The sequence below is a fragment of the Bacillus sp. 204(2023) genome, assembly GCF_037027505.1.
Lineage (GTDB): Bacteria > Bacillota > Bacilli > Bacillales > Bacillaceae > Bacillus > Bacillus subtilis.
Genome location: NZ_JAXCHE010000002.1, coordinates 230,777 through 247,769 on the forward strand (window position 1 = coordinate 230,777; position 16,993 = coordinate 247,769).

Genomic DNA, 16,993 nt, shown 5'->3' on the forward strand with positions numbered 1-16,993 from the left:
GGGTTCCCTCCTTGAAATGCTTTCATTAATTTTATTGTTGAATTAACCTTCTATCTTTATGCACAAAAACATATATTTTAGCAGGCATTCACCTTTTTCATCAAAAGAGAAGCAGGAAGAACTTTGACCCTTATATCAGGAGGCTGAGACTTGAGTAAAATTTATGTGTTAGATACGAATGTGTTATTACAGGATCCTAACGCGATATTTTCTTTTGAAGAAAATGAGGTTGTCATCCCTGCTGTCGTTTTAGAAGAGGTTGATTCAAAAAAACGGTATATGGACGAAGTTGGGAGGAATGCAAGGCACGTATCTAAGCTAATCGATGCGCTAAGACAAAAGGGCAGGCTGCATGAGCATGTCCCGCTTGACACCGGCGGCACACTGAGAATTGAACTGAATCATCGTTCGTTTCACCAGCTGCAAGAGATCTTTATTGAAAAGACGAACGATAATCGCATATTAGCCGTTGCGAAAAACTTGAGCCTCGAGGAAGAAACCAAGGAAAATGGCAGGCCGGTTATCCTCGTCAGTAAGGATGTACTGGTCAGGGTTAAAGCCGACGCAATCGGACTGCTTGCTGAAGATTTCTTGAATGACCGGGTTGTGGACAATGATGAAATGTACAGCGGCTATAAAGATTTATATATCAGCCAGCAGCTGTTCAGCTCTTTTTACGGAAAAAATCAAATTTCAGTAAACGATGTGAAACAGCATGCGTTTTATCCGAATCAGTTTGCTTTAATGAAGGATGAGCTAGGAGGATCCTCTTCGGCAGTCGGAATTGCAGATAAAACAGGAACGGTATTAAAAAGACTCGTATTTGATGATGAACATATATGGGGAATCAGGCCGAAAAATGTACAGCAGACAATGGCATTAGAGCTTTTGCTGCGGGAAGATATTCCGCTTGTCACCCTGATCGGAAAAGCGGGAACCGGCAAAACGCTCTTAGCTTTGGCGGCAGGGCTATTACAGACAGAAGACTTGGGTATATATAAAAAGCTGGTCGTCGCAAGGCCGATTGTTCCTGTTGGCAAGGACATCGGGTATTTGCCAGGCGAAAAAGAGGAAAAGCTAAAGCCTTGGATGCAGCCGATTTTTGACAACTTAGAGTTTCTGTTTAATGCGAAAAAACCAGGGGAGCTTGATGCTATTTTGGCGGGAATTGGCTCAATTCAGGTAGAGGCGCTGACTTATATCAGAGGGAGAAGCATTCCAGATCAATTTATTATCATTGATGAAGCGCAAAATTTGACCAGGCATGAGGTAAAAACTTTGCTGACGAGAGTCGGTGAGGGCAGTAAAATTGTCTTAATGGGCGATCCTGAACAAATTGATCACCCATATTTAGACAGTCTGAACAATGGTTTGGCCTATGTGGTTGAGCGGTTTAAAGGACAATCCATCTCAGGCAGCGTGAAGCTGTTAAAAGGTGAGAGATCAGGTCTCGCCCAGCTCGCAGCTGATTTGCTGTAACATTAAATGATTTCGATCTCTTTTACATCGGTAATCGGCTGTTTGTGATGAACCGGGTCTTCAAAGTAAATATGCACGGGGCCGCCTTCTTGAATCGGCTTGCCTGCCTCACTGAAATGGACAATACTGTTCAGAGCGGTTTCCAGAGAAACGGCGGCCTTTCCCGAACTTGTGACAAATACACATTGTGTCGCAGAGCTATTCGGCTCAGCATTTTTCAGGACAGTCCCAAGTCTCATTGCGAAACTGCCGTTCATCAGTTTTTGCTTCTCATATTGTTTTTCCGTCTTTAATGTAGGCGGCGCAATTCGCCCCTCTCTGATGACGCGTTCCGGATCAAGGTTGGATTCATCCTCGGCTGATTGTAAATATGTGTCTTGACTGTCCCCTTTGCGGTCAAACGAAAATTTGCGATCATCAAAAATCCATACACTTGGATCTATGGTAATCGGATATGTAACGTTGCCTTTTACTTGGATAACGCTCATGATATGACCCCCTTCTCTCAAAATTATAAAAGTTTTCGCATGAATTGTCACTTTGTGTACAAATTATGTGTATTGAAATGCTGAGGGAACGAGGGTGTTTGCATGGTATGCCGGCATAATGATGAGCTTGAAGACTTAGTGAAAAAGGCGAAAAAAGTAACGGACAAGGGGGAGGTAGCCAGCTATATTCCCGCCTTGGCAAAAGCTGATAAACACGACCTGTCAGTGGCGATTTATTATTCCAATAATGTTTGTCTGTCAGCAGGTGACGTAGAAAAAACATTTACGCTTCAAAGTATATCGAAAGTCCTTTCCCTTGCTTTGGTGTTAATGGAATACGGCAAAGATAAGGTCTTCAGTTATGTTGGACAGGAGCCGACCGGTGATCCGTTTAATTCAATTATCAAGCTCGAAACAGTGAATCCGAGCAAGCCGTTAAACCCTATGATTAATGCCGGGGCATTGGTAGTGACAAGTCTGATAAGAGGAAGAACGGTAAAAGAGAGACTTGATTATTTGCTTTCTTTTATCAGAAGGCTGACAAACAACCAAGAGATTACATACTGCCGGGAAGTGGCTGAATCTGAATACAGCACTTCAATGATTAATCGGGCGATGTGTTATTATATGAAGCAGTACGGCATTTTTGAAGATGATGTAGAAGCAGTAATGGATTTATACACGAAGCAATGCGCGATTGAGATGAACAGCTTGGATTTAGCGAAAATCGGATCTGTATTTGCATTGAACGGCAGACATCCAGAGACTGGGGAGCAAGTCATCTCAAAAGATGTCGCTAGAATTTGCAAAACATTTATGGTGACGTGCGGAATGTACAATGCAAGCGGGGAATTCGCAATTAAGGTCGGAATTCCTGCGAAAAGCGGCGTCTCCGGCGGGATTATGGGCATTTCGCCTTACGATTTCGGGATCGGCATATTCGGCCCCGCATTAGACGAAAAAGGGAACAGCATTGCAGGTGTAAAGCTTTTGGAAATAATGTCTGAGATGTACAGGCTGAGTATTTTTTAATTTATGTCATATGCTTAAATCCTCTTGCATTTTCTGTTGATACCCTTTATGATAAATAGAAGAATTAGGTACTCGCCTGGGGAACGGAGGGATACTTTTGGCTTCAGAGATGATAGTTGACCATCGGCAAAAAGCTTTTGAACTCTTAAAAGTGGACGCTGAGAAGATTTTGAAGCTGATCCGAGTACAAATGGATAACTTAACGATGCCTCAATGTCCTCTATATGAAGAGGTTTTAGATACTCAAATGTTCGGGCTTTCGAGGGAAATCGATTTTGCTGTCCGCCTGGGATTGGTTGATGAAAAAGACGGTAAAGACCTTTTATACACATTGGAACGCGAATTGTCTGCTTTACATGACGCGTTTACAGCTAAATAAATGATAAAACTCAAACTTATTAACAGTTTGGGTTTTTTTATAACCGCTATTTTTCTCTCATCTCATAAAAGACGGTCTTTTTTTACACATTCCTTCCGAATCGTATAGAGATTCTTCGTCTCGTTTGATAAATTGTAGTAAAATAAAAAAGATAAATACATAAAAACCATAGATAATGGAAGTTAGAAGCAGGGAAGAGGATGTTATGTTAAAAAAAATGCTAAAATCTTATGATTACTCGCTGATATTCGCAATTGTTTTACTGTGCGGATTCGGTTTGGTGATGGTTTACAGCTCAAGCATGATTACAGCTGTTTCACGATATAACGTAAGCAGTAACTTTTTCTTCATGCGGCAGCTGTTTGCTTTAATTGCAGGTGGCGCTCTATTTATTCTCATGGCGTTGTTTCCTTACAAGGCATTGGCCCATCAAAAGTTTCAGAAGGGGATACTGCTTGTATCTGTTCTTGCGCTTATCTCACTGTTTGTTTTCGGGCATGTTGCCGGAAACGCGCAGAGCTGGTTTAAAATCGGCGGAATGAGTATCCAGCCGGGGGAGTTTGTGAAACTGGTCGTGATTTTATACCTTGCAGCCGTATATGCCAAAAAACAAAGCTATATCGACCATCTATTAACGGGAGTAGCCCCTCCGGTAGTCATGACGCTTGTGATTTGTAGTTTAATTGCCATGCAGCCTGATTTCGGTACAGCCATGATTATAGGGTTAATTGCGACGTGCATGATCTTGTGCTCCGGATTCAGCGGAAAGACGCTGGTGAGGCTGCTTTTGCTCGGCGGAATTGTTTTAATTTTAGTCAGCCCGATTCTCTATTTAAATCAGGATCAAATTTTAACTAAAGGCCGTTTGGCGCGTTTTGAGAGTCTTGAAGACCCATTTAAGTATGCAAATTCATCAGGTTTGCAAGTGATCAATTCTTATTATGCGATCAGCTCAGGCGGCATTTTCGGCCTGGGGCTCGGTGAAAGTATCCAAAAATACGGATATCTGCCTGAATCACACACTGACTTTATTATGGCTGTCATTGCTGAAGAGCTCGGCATTTTTGGGGTATTGTTTGTGATTTTCTTATTGGGTTTTGTCGTCATAAAAGGTTTTTATATTGCCAGAAAATGCGAGGACCCGTTTGGAAGTCTTCTAGCGATCGGCATTTCAAGCATGATTGCAATCCAGTCGTTTATTAACCTTGGCGGTGTCAGCGGATTAATTCCGATTACAGGGGTTACGCTGCCATTTATCAGTTACGGGGGCTCTTCTTTGGTGCTGCTGCTGGGGAGTATGGGGATATTAGCGAATATCAGCATGTTTGTGAAATATTCAGAGAAAAAGAAAAAGAAAGAGCCCTTGGCGCCGAAGGGAATGAAAAAGAAACAGCTCAAAAAAACTGTTTATCAGTAAAAAACAAGTGTGTACAGGGGAAGGATATTCCGCTATGATAGATTATATTCCATTCGGGTAAGGGGGAGAAAAGTTTGTCTCAGCAATCGATACAAAAAGTATTAGTAGCAAACAGGGGAGAAATTGCAATCCGAATATTCCGGGCGTGTACCGAGTTGAATATTCGTACAGTTGCGGTCTATTCAAAAGAAGATTCCGGTTCCTACCATCGGTACAAAGCGGATGAAGCATACTTGGTCGGTGAAGGGAAAAAACCGATTGATGCTTACCTGGATATTGAAGGTATCATTGATATTGCGAAAAGAAACAAAGTCGATGCAATTCATCCGGGATACGGTTTCTTATCTGAAAATATTCATTTTGCGAGACGATGTGAAGAAGAAGGCATCGTATTCATAGGGCCAAAATCCGAACACCTCGATATGTTTGGTGACAAGGTAAAAGCGCGTGAGCAGGCAGAAAAAGCGGGAATCCCCGTGATTCCGGGAAGCGACGGTCCTGCCGAAACGCTTGAAGCCGTCGAACAATTTGGACAAGCTAACGGTTATCCGATCATCATTAAAGCCTCGCTTGGCGGCGGCGGCCGCGGTATGCGGATTGTCAGATCTGAAAGTGAAGTTAAAGAAGCATATGAGCGTGCTAAATCAGAGGCGAAAGCAGCCTTTGGCAATGATGAAGTTTATGTAGAAAAATTAATTGAGAATCCAAAACATATTGAGGTTCAGGTCATTGGAGACAAGCAGGGCAATGTCGTCCATCTTTTTGAGAGGGATTGCTCCGTTCAAAGACGCCATCAAAAGGTCATTGAAGTGGCGCCGAGTGTCTCGCTGTCACCTGAATTAAGGGATCAAATTTGTGAGGCGGCAGTTGCGCTTGCCAAAAATGTAAACTATATAAATGCGGGGACGGTCGAATTCCTTGTTGCAAACAACGAGTTCTACTTTATTGAAGTAAATCCTCGCGTACAAGTTGAACACACGATAACAGAAATGATTACTGGTGTCGATATTGTTCAAACACAGATCCTTGTTGCCCAAGGGCACAGCCTTCACAGCAAAAAAGTAAATATTCCTGAGCAAAAGGACATTTTTACAATCGGCTATGCCATTCAGTCACGGGTTACGACTGAGGATCCGCAAAATGATTTCATGCCTGATACAGGAAAAATCATGGCTTACCGCTCAGGCGGCGGTTTTGGTGTCCGTCTTGATACCGGAAACAGCTTCCAGGGTGCCGTGATCACACCATACTATGATTCACTTCTCGTTAAGCTTTCAACTTGGGCTTTAACGTTTGAACAGGCAGCTGCCAAAATGGTGCGAAACCTTCAGGAGTTCAGAATCAGAGGCATAAAAACGAACATTCCGTTCCTTGAGAACGTTGCAAAACATGAGAAGTTCCTGACAGGGCAATATGATACGTCTTTCATTGATACAACGCCTGAATTATTTAATTTCCCTAAACAAAAAGACCGCGGAACGAAAATGCTCACTTACATCGGCAATGTGACAGTAAACGGTTTCCCCGGAATCGGGAAAAAAGAAAAACCGGCGTTTGACAAACCGTTAAGCGTAAAAGTAGACGTTGATCAGCAGCCTGCCAAAGGAACAAAGCAAATTCTCGATGAAAAAGGTGCAGAAGGGCTTGCAAATTGGGTTAAGGAGCAGAAAGCTGTCCTTTTAACCGATACGACATTCAGGGATGCCCACCAATCGTTATTGGCAACTAGAATCAGATCGCATGATTTGAAAAAAATCGCAAATCCGACGGCTGCGTTATGGCCTGAACTATTCAGTATGGAAATGTGGGGAGGCGCGACCTTCGATGTAGCCTACCGATTCCTAAAAGAAGATCCGTGGAAGCGTTTGGAAGATCTTCGCAAAGAAGTGCCGAATACCTTATTCCAGATGCTGCTGCGCTCATCAAATGCGGTCGGCTATACGAATTATCCGGACAATGTGATTAAAGAATTTGTGAAGCAATCAGCTCAATCCGGTATTGATGTGTTTCGTATTTTCGACAGCTTAAACTGGGTAAAAGGGATGACGTTAGCCATTGATGCCGTTCGGGATACCGGAAAAGTGGCAGAAGCTGCGATTTGTTATACGGGAGATATCCTTGACAAGAACCGGACGAAGTACGATCTTGCTTATTATACATCGATGGCGAAGGAGCTTGAGGCGGCCGGAGCCCATATTCTCGGGATTAAAGATATGGCAGGGCTGTTAAAACCGCAGGCTGCATATGAACTTGTTTCTGCGTTGAAAGAAACGATCGACATTCCGGTTCACCTTCATACGCATGATACGAGCGGAAACGGTATTTATATGTATGCGAAAGCTGTTGAAGCCGGCGTTGATATCATAGACGTGGCGGTCAGCTCAATGGCGGGATTAACGTCACAGCCTAGCGCGAGCGGATTTTATCATGCGATGGAAGGCAACGACCGCCGTCCGGAAATGAATGTCCAAGGCGTTGAATTGCTGTCCCAATATTGGGAGTCGGTACGTAAATATTATAGTGAATTTGAAAGCGGAATGAAGTCTCCGCATACTGAAATTTATGAGCACGAAATGCCAGGGGGGCAATACAGCAACCTGCAGCAGCAAGCCAAGGGAGTAGGCCTTGGTGACCGCTGGAACGAAGTCAAGGAAATGTACAGACGCGTGAACGATATGTTCGGTGACATCGTCAAGGTAACGCCTTCCTCAAAAGTTGTCGGAGATATGGCACTTTACATGGTGCAAAACAATCTGACTGAAAGAGACGTTTACGAAAAAGGTGAATCTTTAGATTTCCCTGATTCTGTCGTGGAGCTTTTCAAAGGAAATATCGGCCAGCCTCATGGCGGATTCCCGGAAAAACTGCAAAAGCTGATCTTAAAAGGGCAAGAGCCGATTACAGTCAGACCGGGCGAACTGCTTGAGCCGGTGTCATTTGAAGCGATCAAACAGGAATTTAAAGAGCAGCATAACTTGGAAATTTCAGATCAGGATGCTGTGGCGTATGCCCTTTATCCTAAAGTCTTCACTGATTATGTGAAAACGACAGAAAGCTATGGAGACATCTCGGTATTAGATACACCGACATTCTTCTACGGTATGACATTAGGTGAAGAGATAGAAGTTGAAATTGAGCGCGGCAAAACGCTGATCGTTAAGCTGATTTCAATCGGTGAGCCTCAGCCTGATGCCACCCGCGTCGTTTATTTCGAACTCAACGGGCAGCCGCGTGAAGTAGTCATTAAAGATGAAAGCATTAAGTCTTCCGTTCAGGAAAGGCTGAAAGCAGACCGGACAAATCCAAGCCACATCGCAGCTTCCATGCCTGGAACCGTTATTAAGGTATTGGCTGAAGCAGGCACAAAAGTCAATAAAGGTGATCATTTGATGATTAATGAAGCGATGAAAATGGAAACAACGGTTCAGGCGCCTTTCTCAGGAACAATCAAGCAGGTACATGTGAAAAATGGCGAGCCGATCCAAACGGGAGATCTGCTTCTCGAAATTGAAAAAGCATAAAAAAACAAGAGTGTATATCAATGATATACACTCTTGTTTTTTATATAGAAAATGTGGAGTGAAACAGATGGTTAGAAGAGATATAAGGGGACTTCAGAGATTATACAGTACTGTCACAAGTCCAAAATAAAAAGAGGCTTATATACCACCAATTTTTTAGATGCTTTGTAGTAGTCCATGCATATTTCTATAAGCACTATCTGATTTTCCAATGGCCAAAATGATTAATACTTATGTTCGCGGGCTATAGATGCATATGAAATTTCTATAATCACGATGAGAAAGGAGACAGCCTTAAGTGAGCCGCTCACTGATCATCAAGTTCAGCGAAGGATGGCCATTGAAACAATAAAGCGCCAAAACAAGACATGAAAAAAGACCAAAGCCGCCTAAGGCTTTGGTCTTGAGTCCTTATGATTGCCTGGATTCATAACGGAAACGAGCAATCAATAATAAGAAGTAGCATAGAACGCCAAACAGACAGGCAATAAAGAACGAGTGGGCAAGTGCAAAACCCAGAGCCAGTTCAGAGTATACGATCATAATACCGGACAGTGCCTGTAATGTAATGAAAATAAGACATGAGATCCATCCCCAAAAGATCTGTTTTTGATCTTTATAGGAAGTAATAGCATGAACAGCGGCAACAATAATCCATACAAATAACAGTAAGGCTGCTGCTCTGTGGCCCATTTGCACCCATTCATGGAATTGGGTCGGAAGTCCATTGTTCAGCGGGCTGCACAGCGGCACATCAGGACATGCCAGACTTGATTCAGTGTGTCTTACATATGCGCCTGTATACACAACGATATAGGAATATATTAAAATTCCTATCATGTGAAATTGCATCTTTTTGCCGATTTGAAGCGGCTTAACCAGTGTTCTGACTGATTTATCAGCTTCAAATATGAGCAATGTCAAAATAAGCACTGAAGCAAAAGAAATTAATGAGATGCCGAAGTGAAGCGCCATAATCAGCGCGTTCGAACCGAATACGACAGCCAATGCGCCAAGCAATGCCTGAAGAAATAAAAAGATAATTGACATGATCGCGAGAAACGTTGTTTCACGGAAAATCGGCGTGATTTTTCTCCATGACCAAAACGCAAGGCTTAGCACAAGGATAATAGAGATTCCGCTTGCGAATCGGTGGCTCCATTCAATAATTGAAGCCGGATTCAGTTCAGGGAAAAAACGGCCGTGACACAGCGGCCACTGTCTGCCGCATCCTTGGCCGGAACCTGTTTTTGTAACGAGGGCACCCCCGATTAAAACAATTAGCATGACAAATGTCGTCAGAACACCGAGAGCTTTTAATGCTTTATTCATACAATATTCACCTTCTCAACATACTGCTGCAATTTTATATACGTTCCAAGTGTAAGCGAATATGTGTTTTGTGGCAATTCCCAGAGCCTTTTGTTCACAAAAATATAATAGAATGACGGCTTCTGAAAAATGTACACTTGATTATTCATGCCGGGTCTGATAGAAATAAGGTAAACGCAATGCCGATTTGGAGATTGCCTTCATCTTTGGTAAAATTCATAAAAAGTTCACAAATAAATTCCTGTTTGTCGTTTAATATTTAATAGGATGTTTTTTTACAAGATGTTATCTTGTATGATAGAGTTGCAGGTTATTTTATTCTCCTGCGTTAGGTTTGTAAGGGAGGTTTACGTTATGGCTAACTCCAGAATCTTAAATGATACAGCTATAGACGGACAAATTGAAGAAACAACGGCATGGAAAGATTTTCTGTCCCTTATTAAAATAGGGATCGTCAATTCTAACCTCATCACGACTTTCACTGGAATGTGGCTTGCACTGCATATTTCCGGTTTAAGTTTTTTAGGCAATATAAACACCGTTCTTCTTACGTTAATCGGGTCTTCACTGATTATTGCGGGCTCCTGCGCGATCAATAACTGGTATGACCGGGACATTGACCATCTTATGGAGCGTACGAAAGTAAGACCGACGGTTACGGGTAAAATTCAGCCGAGTCAGGCGTTATGGTCTGGAATTTTGCTGGTTGCTTTAGGATTGATCATGCTGCTGATGACAACTGTCATGGCTGCTGTTATCGGTTTTATCGGAGTCTTTACGTATGTTGTATTGTACACAATGTGGACGAAACGCCGCTATACGATTAACACAGTAGTAGGAAGCGTTTCCGGTGCAGTGCCGCCGCTTATTGGATGGACGGCAGTGGAAGGGAATATCGGTGTCGTAGCATGGGTGTTATTCATGATTTTATTTATTTGGCAGATTCCTCACTTCTTAGCATTGGCTATTAAGAAAACTGAGGATTACAGAGCTGCAAATATTCCGATGCTTCCTGTCGTATACGGATTTGAAGTGACAAAAAGACAAATTATTGTGTGGGTTGCGTGCCTGATGCCGCTTCCGTTTTTCCTTGGTAGCCTGGGTCTTCCGATTGTCATTCTCGGCTTGCTGTTAAATATCGGCTGGCTGATTCTTGGCTTAATGGGATTCCGCTCCAAGAATATCATGAAGTGGGCAACGCAGATGTTCGTTTACTCGCTTAACTACATGACAATCTATTTCGTTGCCATGGTTGTCTTGACGCTTTTCTAAAAAATAGATATGATGCTTGTTTTATCGCTTCAAAATAAACGATGACAACTAGTAAATGCCGCCTTGACCTCTTGTTTAATCAGGCGGCTTTACTTTTATACATAGATGGCATTTTGAGTAAAAAAACTCATAATTTAAGAGAAGAGGAAATGTAAGTGCTTTATTGGTGATAGGTTGGATGGCGATAGATTTCGATCCGCTTTCCGCCTTTGTATTGACCAGAAAAGGGGTTGGGTGAAATGGTAAAGCATTGGCGTCTTATTTTATTATTAGCCTTAGTGCCGCTTCTATTAAGCGGATGTGGAAAACCTTTTTTATCCACGCTCAAGCCTGCTGGCGAGGTGGCTGATAAACAGTATGACCTGACAGTGCTCAGCACATTGATTATGGTGGTTGTTGTTGCAGTAGTATCTGTTATCTTCTTTTATGTGATTGTGAGATTCAGAAGATCACGGGTCGGTGAGAACACGATACCGAAACAGGTAGAGGGGAATAAATTTTTAGAAATCACATGGACCGTGATCCCGATTTTGCTGCTCATTATTCTTGTGATTCCTGTTGTATTATATACGCTGGAGCTAGCGGACACATCACCAATGGATAAAAAAGGCCGCAAAGCTGAGGATGCTCTTGTAGTCAATGTTAGGGCAAATTTATACTGGTGGGAGTTTGAGTACCCTGATTACGGCATTATCACAAGCCAGGAGCTGATTGTACCGACAGATCAGCGTGTATATTTTAATTTAAAAGCCTCTGATGTAAAACATTCCTTCTGGATTCCTTCAGTTGGAGGAAAACTTGATACGAATACGGATAATGAAAATAAGTTCTTCCTGACATTTGATTCAAAACGAAGCAAAGAGGCAGGAGATATGTTTTTTGGGAAGTGTGCAGAGCTTTGCGGCCCTTCACATGCCCTGATGGATTTTAAGGTGAAGACGATGTCTGCAAAGGAATTTCAGGGCTGGACAAAAGAAATGAAAAACTATAAATCTACATCAGAGAGCGATTTGGCTAAGCAGGGTGAAGAACTGTTTAAAGAGAAAAACTGCCTGAGCTGCCATGCGGTAGAGCCGAATGATAAGCGTGCAGAAGCCGCTAGAACGGCACCTAACTTGGCGACCTTCGGTGAAAGGACAAAAGTGGCAGGGGTGAAAGAGGCCAACAAAGAAAATGTGAAGGCTTGGCTAAAGGACCCTGACAGCATAAAGCCGGGGAACAAAATGACAGGCACATATCCAAAGCTCTCAGACAGCGAAACAGATGCGCTTTATGAATACTTAAAAGGCTTAAAAGCGGAAAGCAAGTAGGGAAGAAAGGGAGATATTGGGGGAGGTCACATATGTTGAATGCGCTTACAGAAAAGCGGACGCGCGGATCTATGCTTTGGGATTATTTGACGACGGTGGACCATAAAAAAATCGCGATTCTTTATTTAGTAGCAGGGGGATTCTTCTTTCTTGTCGGGGGAATTGAAGCGATGTTTATCAGAATTCAGCTTGCAAAGCCGGAAAATGCGTTTCTCAGTGCTCAAGCGTACAATGAAGTAATGACTATGCACGGAACGACGATGATCTTTCTGGCTGCGATGCCGCTCTTATTTGCCTTGATGAATGCGGTTGTGCCTTTGCAGATCGGGGCTCGGGACGTTTCGTTTCCATTTTTAAACGCGCTTGGTTTTTGGCTCTTCTTTTTCGGGGGCATTTTCTTAAATCTAAGCTGGTTTTTGGGCGGAGCGCCAGATGCGGGCTGGACGTCATATGCCTCACTTTCGCTTCATTCTAAAGGGCACGGCATAGACTTTTTCGTCCTCGGACTCCAAATATCGGGGCTCGGGACGCTGATAGCCGGGATTAACTTTTTGGCCACGATTATCAACATGAGGGCTCCGGGCATGACGTATATGAGGCTGCCTTTGTTTACATGGACGACATTTGTGGCCTCGGCATTGATTTTGTTCGCGTTTCCGCCGCTTACGGTTGGATTGGCTCTCATGATGCTGGATCGGCTGTTCGGAACCAATTTCTTTAATCCGGAGCTTGGCGGAAATACGGTCATTTGGGAACATTTATTTTGGATCTTCGGCCACCCGGAGGTTTATATCCTAATTTTGCCTGCATTCGGTATTTTTTCTGAGGTCATCCCTGTGTTCGCCAGAAAGCGTTTGTTTGGCTATTCTTCAATGGTTTTTGCAATCGTGCTCATTGGCTTTCTGGGCTTTATGGTTTGGGTGCACCACATGTTCACGACTGGTCTCGGCCCGATTGCAAATGCGATTTTTGCGGTTGCAACAATGGCTATCGCGATTCCGACCGGGATTAAGATTTTTAACTGGCTGTTGACGATTTGGGGAGGAAATGTGAAGTATACAACCGCTATGCTGTATGCTGTCTCATTTATTCCATCCTTTGTGCTCGGCGGTGTGACGGGAGTCATGCTGGCAGCTGCTGCGGCTGATTATCAGTTCCATGATACGTATTTTGTGGTTGCGCACTTCCACTACGTCATTATTGGCGGCGTTGTATTCGGCCTTTTAGCCGGTGTTCATTTCTGGTGGCCGAAAATGTTCGGTAAAATTCTGCATGAAACGATGGGGAAAATTTCATTTGTATTGTTTTTTATCGGCTTTCACCTCACGTTTTTCATTCAGCATTTTGTCGGCTTAATGGGGATGCCGCGCCGGGTTTATACGTTTTTGCCAGGACAGGGTCTGGAAACCGGCAACTTGATCAGTACAATCGGGGCGTTTTTTATGGCGGCAGCTGTTATTCTTCTGCTGGTCAATGTCATATGGACATCGGTAAAAGGTGAATATGTAGGTGCTGATCCATGGCATGACGGACGTACGCTGGAATGGACCGTTTCTTCACCGCCGCCGGAGTATAACTTTAAACAGCTTCCTTTTGTCAGAGGACTTGATCCGTTTTGGATTGAGAAGCAGGCAGGGCACGAATCAATGACGCCGGCGGAACCGGTTGATGATATTCATATGCCAAACGGCTCAATCCTGCCGCTCGTCATTTCCTTCGGCCTTTTTGTCGCAGCGTTCGGGCTGCTGTACAGAAGTGATTACGCTTGGGGCCTGCCGGTGATCTTTATCGGGCTCGGCATCACATTTATTACGATGCTGCTTCGTTCAGTAATTGATGATCACGGCTATCATATTCATAAAGAGGAACTGCCGAACGATGATAAAGGGGTGAAGGCATAATGCAAGTTCAAGAAAAATTCACCGCAGAAACCTTTCCGGCTTCTCCTGAAAAAGTAACCCTGGAAGGGAAAAATAAATTTTTAGGCTTTTGGCTTTTTCTTGGCGGAGAGACTGTTCTGTTTGCGTCTCTCTTCGCCACGTTTCTTGCGCTTCGGAATTCAAATGCCGGTGATCCGCCTACGACGGAAATGTTCGATGTGACACTTGTATTCATTGCCACAATGCTTCTATTAACGAGCAGTTTAACGAGTGTGTACGCGATGTACCACATGAAGAACTTTTCCTTCGGCAAGATGCAGCTTTGGCTGGGAATTACGATTTTATTGGGGGCGGGCTTTTTAGGACTGGAAATCTATGAGTTCAAGCATTACACCCATGAATTTGGCTTTACCATCACAAGCTCTGCCCTTGGTTCTGCGTTTTACACGCTTGTCGGTACACACGGCGCCCACGTGGCATTTGGGCTTATGTGGATCAGCACGCTAATGATCCGCAATGCCAAGAGAGGGCTGAATCTGTATACGGCGCCTAAGTTTTACGTTGCCAGCCTTTATTGGCACTTTATTGATGTCGTGTGGGTCTTCATCTTTACCGTTGTATATTTAATGGGGATGGTGGGATAAACATGGTCGATAAAAAAAGCAGAGGGCATATCAATAGCGACCTTGAATTTAAGAAAAAAAAGCATGCCCGAGAGATGAAATATCAAGTCCTGTCTTTTGGTTTAATGATCGGTCTTACGATTGTTGCATTTCTGACTGTGGCCACGGACGGTGTCGGCAGCTGGTTTACGATTCCTTTCATTATTTTGCTAGCTGCAATTCAAGTCATCTTTCAGCTGTATTATTTCATGCATATGAATCAGAAAGGGCATGAGGCGCCGGCACTGTTTTTGTATTCAGGGGTGTTTGTCGCGTTTATCACTGTGCTTGCGTTTGTGACAATTATATGGTGGTAATTTGAACAGCCGCCGGAGGTGAAGAAATGAATCAGTTGGAGATATTTGGGTTTCGCGCGATGTGGAGCCCTTATCTTTTTTGTATCCTGTTAGGCATTACGGCGCTTTATCTCTATTTTTACAGGCGAATGTCTTCAAAGCCAAATCGAATAACTGGTAAAGAGATGGTATGCTTTCTGTCGGCGATGCTGTTTTTATATGCAGCCGAGGGAAGCCCGGTTGATCTGCTCGGACATATTATGTTCAGCGCACATATGGTGCAGATGGCCGTCCTGTATTTGGTTGTCCCGCCGCTGTTAATCGCGGGAATTCCTGCATGGCTCTGGGAAAAAATCATTTTCAGGCCTTCAATCAAACCGTTTTTTTCCTTTTTTACGACGCCTTTAATTGCTTTGCTTTTGTTTAACGGCATTTTTTCTTTATATCATGTACCCCTTATATTTGATACTGTCAAAACCGATCCGTTTTACCATACATTAATCACTTGGCTTATCTTTGTGCTTGCATTCTTCATGTGGTGGCCGCTTGTTCATAAGGTGGGACGTCTACGCCAACTCAGCGGCTTGATGAAACTGGGGTATATTATGGCCGACGGTATGCTGCTCACACCTGCTTGCGCCCTGATCATGTTCAGCGGTGCACCGTTATACGACACCTATACAGATCCGGCTTTATGGGCTGAGGCAATGAGGCTTTGCGTGCCAGCGGATATGATGGGGCAGGTCCCATTAACAGGACCCGAGATGTTAAATACACTGCCTTTGTTAGAGGATCAGCAGCTCGGAGCAGTCATGATGAAAATCATTCAGGAAATTGTGTACGGCACTTTTTTGGCCATTATTTTTTTCCAATGGGTGAAGAAAGAAAGGGAAAAGGACGGGCAGGAGGAGCCGCCGTATATTCAGCAGACGATATCATAAAAGGTACAGCGAAATATGCTGTACCTTTTCGTTACATTTGAACTGTTTTTAACATGTTGGCTATGTCCTGAATCAGTGCCTTGCTTTTTGTTACAACCTGTACGGGAAACTCTTCCGTTTCTCCATATTCTACTCCGTGCGGGTAGTAATGCTTTCCTAGGAGAGGGGACATTAATTGAATCACGGCGCGCCCGCTTCCGACATCGCCTTCTGCCGCAATACCTTGTATCCGCAGGTAAAACGTACCCTCAATCGTCGAAAACTTCTTGTCATAGGTGACTCTCTCGTAATCCCATTGACCCGCTCTGATGAGACCTTTGCTTTCCATTAAGTCGTCTAGCCAGCTGAGCTCAGCCTTAACCCCTTCAAGTCCGCTTTCAGTAAACTTCAACACTGACCCCTCCTTATAAAAATTACCTTTCCTGACAATCATAGTATGAAAGCGTTAAACTTTCAATGAATCTTCTTCTTTTGAAAGTATGCAAAAATTAAATTTTGACGACAATAGCACTAGACTAAAGGAGGTTAAACGGATGACAAAAATAAAAGATCTGATGACAGCCGACTTGCAATATTGCACGGTATTAGATAATGTATATGAAGCTGCAGTAAAGATGAAGGACGCAAATGTAGGGGCGATTCCGGTAGTTGATGAGGACGGGGAAACATTAGTCGGCATCGTAACCGACCGCGATCTCGTATTAAGAGGAATCGCCATCAAAAAACCGAACTCGCAAAAAATCACTGACGCGATGACTGAAAAACCTGTCAGTGTGGAGGAAGATGCTTCAGTCGATGAGGTTCTTCATTTGATGGCATCGCATCAGCTCAGAAGGATACCAGTTACAAAAAATAAAAAACTGACTGGAATTGTCACGCTTGGTGATCTTTCTTTATCTGAGCAAACGAATGAACGTGCCGGCAGCGCCTTATCGGATATTTCCGAAGGTGATAATAGAGAAGAAGGCTTTTTTCATTAACACA

At 43.5% G+C, this 16,993-nt stretch carries 15 protein-coding genes; 12 read left to right on the forward strand and 3 right to left on the reverse strand.

Annotated features, from left to right (window positions below; translation table 11 throughout):
* Positions 1–150: 150 nt before the first annotated feature.
* Entirely contained in the window at positions 151–1,479 is a 1,329-nt protein-coding gene (locus WA279_RS05660) for a PhoH family protein (RefSeq protein ID WP_072175374.1), read from the forward strand.
* Positions 1,480–1,481: 2 nt separating this feature from the next.
* Here WA279_RS05660 and WA279_RS05665 read toward each other — a convergent pair whose 3' ends face one another.
* Positions 1,482–1,967, reverse strand: coding sequence for a peptidyl-prolyl cis-trans isomerase (locus WA279_RS05665; protein ID WP_336154616.1), 486 nt, complete (start codon positions 1,965–1,967; stop codon positions 1,482–1,484).
* Positions 1,968–2,069: 102 nt separating this feature from the next.
* Here WA279_RS05665 and glsA point away from each other — a divergent pair, with 102 nt between their 5' ends.
* The 4 genes from glsA (at position 2,070) to pyc (ending at position 8,316) form a co-directional block, all read left to right on the forward strand.
* Positions 2,070–2,999: a glutaminase A gene (gene glsA, locus WA279_RS05670; RefSeq protein WP_336154617.1), complete on the forward strand. Its 930-nt coding sequence runs from the start codon at positions 2,070–2,072 to the stop codon at positions 2,997–2,999.
* Between the two features lie 97 nt (positions 3,000–3,096).
* Positions 3,097–3,378 (forward strand): YlaN family protein, encoded by a 282-nt coding sequence (locus tag WA279_RS05675; RefSeq protein WP_003245286.1) that lies wholly within the window; start codon positions 3,097–3,099, stop codon positions 3,376–3,378.
* A 205-nt stretch (positions 3,379–3,583) separates the two neighbouring features.
* Positions 3,584–4,795 carry a cell division protein FtsW gene (gene ftsW, locus WA279_RS05680; RefSeq protein ID WP_336154619.1) on the forward strand — a complete coding sequence of 404 codons (1,212 nt, stop codon included), beginning with the start codon at positions 3,584–3,586 and terminating at the stop codon, positions 4,793–4,795.
* 74 nt (positions 4,796–4,869) lie between these two features.
* Entirely contained in the window at positions 4,870–8,316 is a 3,447-nt protein-coding gene (pyc, locus tag WA279_RS05685) for a pyruvate carboxylase (protein ID WP_336154621.1), read from the forward strand.
* A gap of 411 nt (positions 8,317–8,727) precedes the next feature.
* On the opposite strand, the gene ctaA is transcribed toward pyc, so the two are convergent.
* Positions 8,728–9,648, reverse strand: a complete 921-nt coding sequence (gene ctaA, locus WA279_RS05690) for a heme A synthase CtaA (RefSeq protein ID WP_015483190.1) — start codon at positions 9,646–9,648, stop codon at positions 8,728–8,730.
* Between the two features lie 354 nt (positions 9,649–10,002).
* On the opposite strand from ctaA, the gene cyoE reads away from it, so the two are divergent.
* The 6 genes from cyoE to ctaG all read left to right on the forward strand — a co-directional run bounded on the left by cyoE (position 10,003) and on the right by ctaG (position 16,009).
* Positions 10,003–10,920 (forward strand): heme o synthase, encoded by a 918-nt coding sequence (cyoE, locus tag WA279_RS05695; protein ID WP_003232250.1) that lies wholly within the window; start codon positions 10,003–10,005, stop codon positions 10,918–10,920.
* A 239-nt stretch (positions 10,921–11,159) separates the two neighbouring features.
* Entirely contained in the window at positions 11,160–12,230 is a 1,071-nt protein-coding gene (gene coxB, locus WA279_RS05700; RefSeq protein WP_336154623.1) for a cytochrome c oxidase subunit II, read from the forward strand.
* A 32-nt stretch (positions 12,231–12,262) separates the two neighbouring features.
* Positions 12,263–14,131, forward strand: a complete 1,869-nt coding sequence (ctaD, locus tag WA279_RS05705) for a cytochrome c oxidase subunit I (protein ID WP_021479350.1) — start codon at positions 12,263–12,265, stop codon at positions 14,129–14,131.
* Positions 14,131–14,754 carry a cytochrome c oxidase subunit III gene (gene ctaE, locus WA279_RS05710; protein WP_003232244.1) on the forward strand — a complete coding sequence of 208 codons (624 nt, stop codon included), beginning with the start codon at positions 14,131–14,133 and terminating at the stop codon, positions 14,752–14,754. Before ctaD ends, ctaE begins: the two co-directional genes overlap by 1 nt.
* 2 nt (positions 14,755–14,756) lie before the next feature.
* A complete protein-coding gene (gene ctaF / locus WA279_RS05715) occupies positions 14,757–15,089 on the forward strand; it encodes a cytochrome c oxidase subunit IVB (protein WP_003232242.1) in 333 nt (110 codons plus the stop codon).
* 26 nt (positions 15,090–15,115) lie between these two features.
* On the forward strand, positions 15,116–16,009 hold the full coding sequence (gene ctaG / locus WA279_RS05720; protein ID WP_336154624.1) for a cytochrome c oxidase assembly factor CtaG: 894 nt from the start codon (positions 15,116–15,118) through the stop codon (positions 16,007–16,009).
* Between the two features lie 31 nt (positions 16,010–16,040).
* Here ctaG and WA279_RS05725 read toward each other — a convergent pair whose 3' ends face one another.
* Positions 16,041–16,403 carry a YugN family protein gene (locus WA279_RS05725; protein WP_003232238.1) on the reverse strand — a complete coding sequence of 121 codons (363 nt, stop codon included), beginning with the start codon at positions 16,401–16,403 and terminating at the stop codon, positions 16,041–16,043.
* A 139-nt stretch (positions 16,404–16,542) separates the two neighbouring features.
* Here WA279_RS05725 and WA279_RS05730 point away from each other — a divergent pair, with 139 nt between their 5' ends.
* Positions 16,543–16,989 (forward strand): CBS domain-containing protein, encoded by a 447-nt coding sequence (locus WA279_RS05730; RefSeq protein WP_003221362.1) that lies wholly within the window; start codon positions 16,543–16,545, stop codon positions 16,987–16,989.
* The last annotated feature ends 4 nt before the right edge of the window (positions 16,990–16,993 follow it).

Bases quoted from the DNA above. Each gene is read 5' to 3' on its own strand.
- ctaE (WP_003232244.1), top strand. From the start codon at position 14,131: ATGCAAGTTCAAGAAAAATTCACCGCAGAAACCTTTCCGGCTTCTCCT.
- WA279_RS05730 (WP_003221362.1), top strand. From the start codon at position 16,543: ATGACAAAAATAAAAGATCTGATGACAGCCGACTTGCAATATTGCACG.
- coxB (WP_336154623.1), top strand. From the start codon at position 11,160: ATGGTAAAGCATTGGCGTCTTATTTTATTATTAGCCTTAGTGCCGCTT.
- ctaD (WP_021479350.1), top strand. From the start codon at position 12,263: ATGTTGAATGCGCTTACAGAAAAGCGGACGCGCGGATCTATGCTTTGG.
- glsA (WP_336154617.1), top strand. From the start codon at position 2,070: ATGGTATGCCGGCATAATGATGAGCTTGAAGACTTAGTGAAAAAGGCG.
- ftsW (WP_336154619.1), top strand. From the start codon at position 3,584: ATGTTAAAAAAAATGCTAAAATCTTATGATTACTCGCTGATATTCGCA.
- ctaG (WP_336154624.1), top strand. From the start codon at position 15,116: ATGAATCAGTTGGAGATATTTGGGTTTCGCGCGATGTGGAGCCCTTAT.
- ctaF (WP_003232242.1), top strand. From the start codon at position 14,757: ATGGTCGATAAAAAAAGCAGAGGGCATATCAATAGCGACCTTGAATTT.
- cyoE (WP_003232250.1), top strand. From the start codon at position 10,003: ATGGCTAACTCCAGAATCTTAAATGATACAGCTATAGACGGACAAATT.
- WA279_RS05665 (WP_336154616.1), bottom strand. From the start codon at position 1,967: ATGAGCGTTATCCAAGTAAAAGGCAACGTTACATATCCGATTACCATA.
- ctaA (WP_015483190.1), bottom strand. From the start codon at position 9,648: ATGAATAAAGCATTAAAAGCTCTCGGTGTTCTGACGACATTTGTCATG.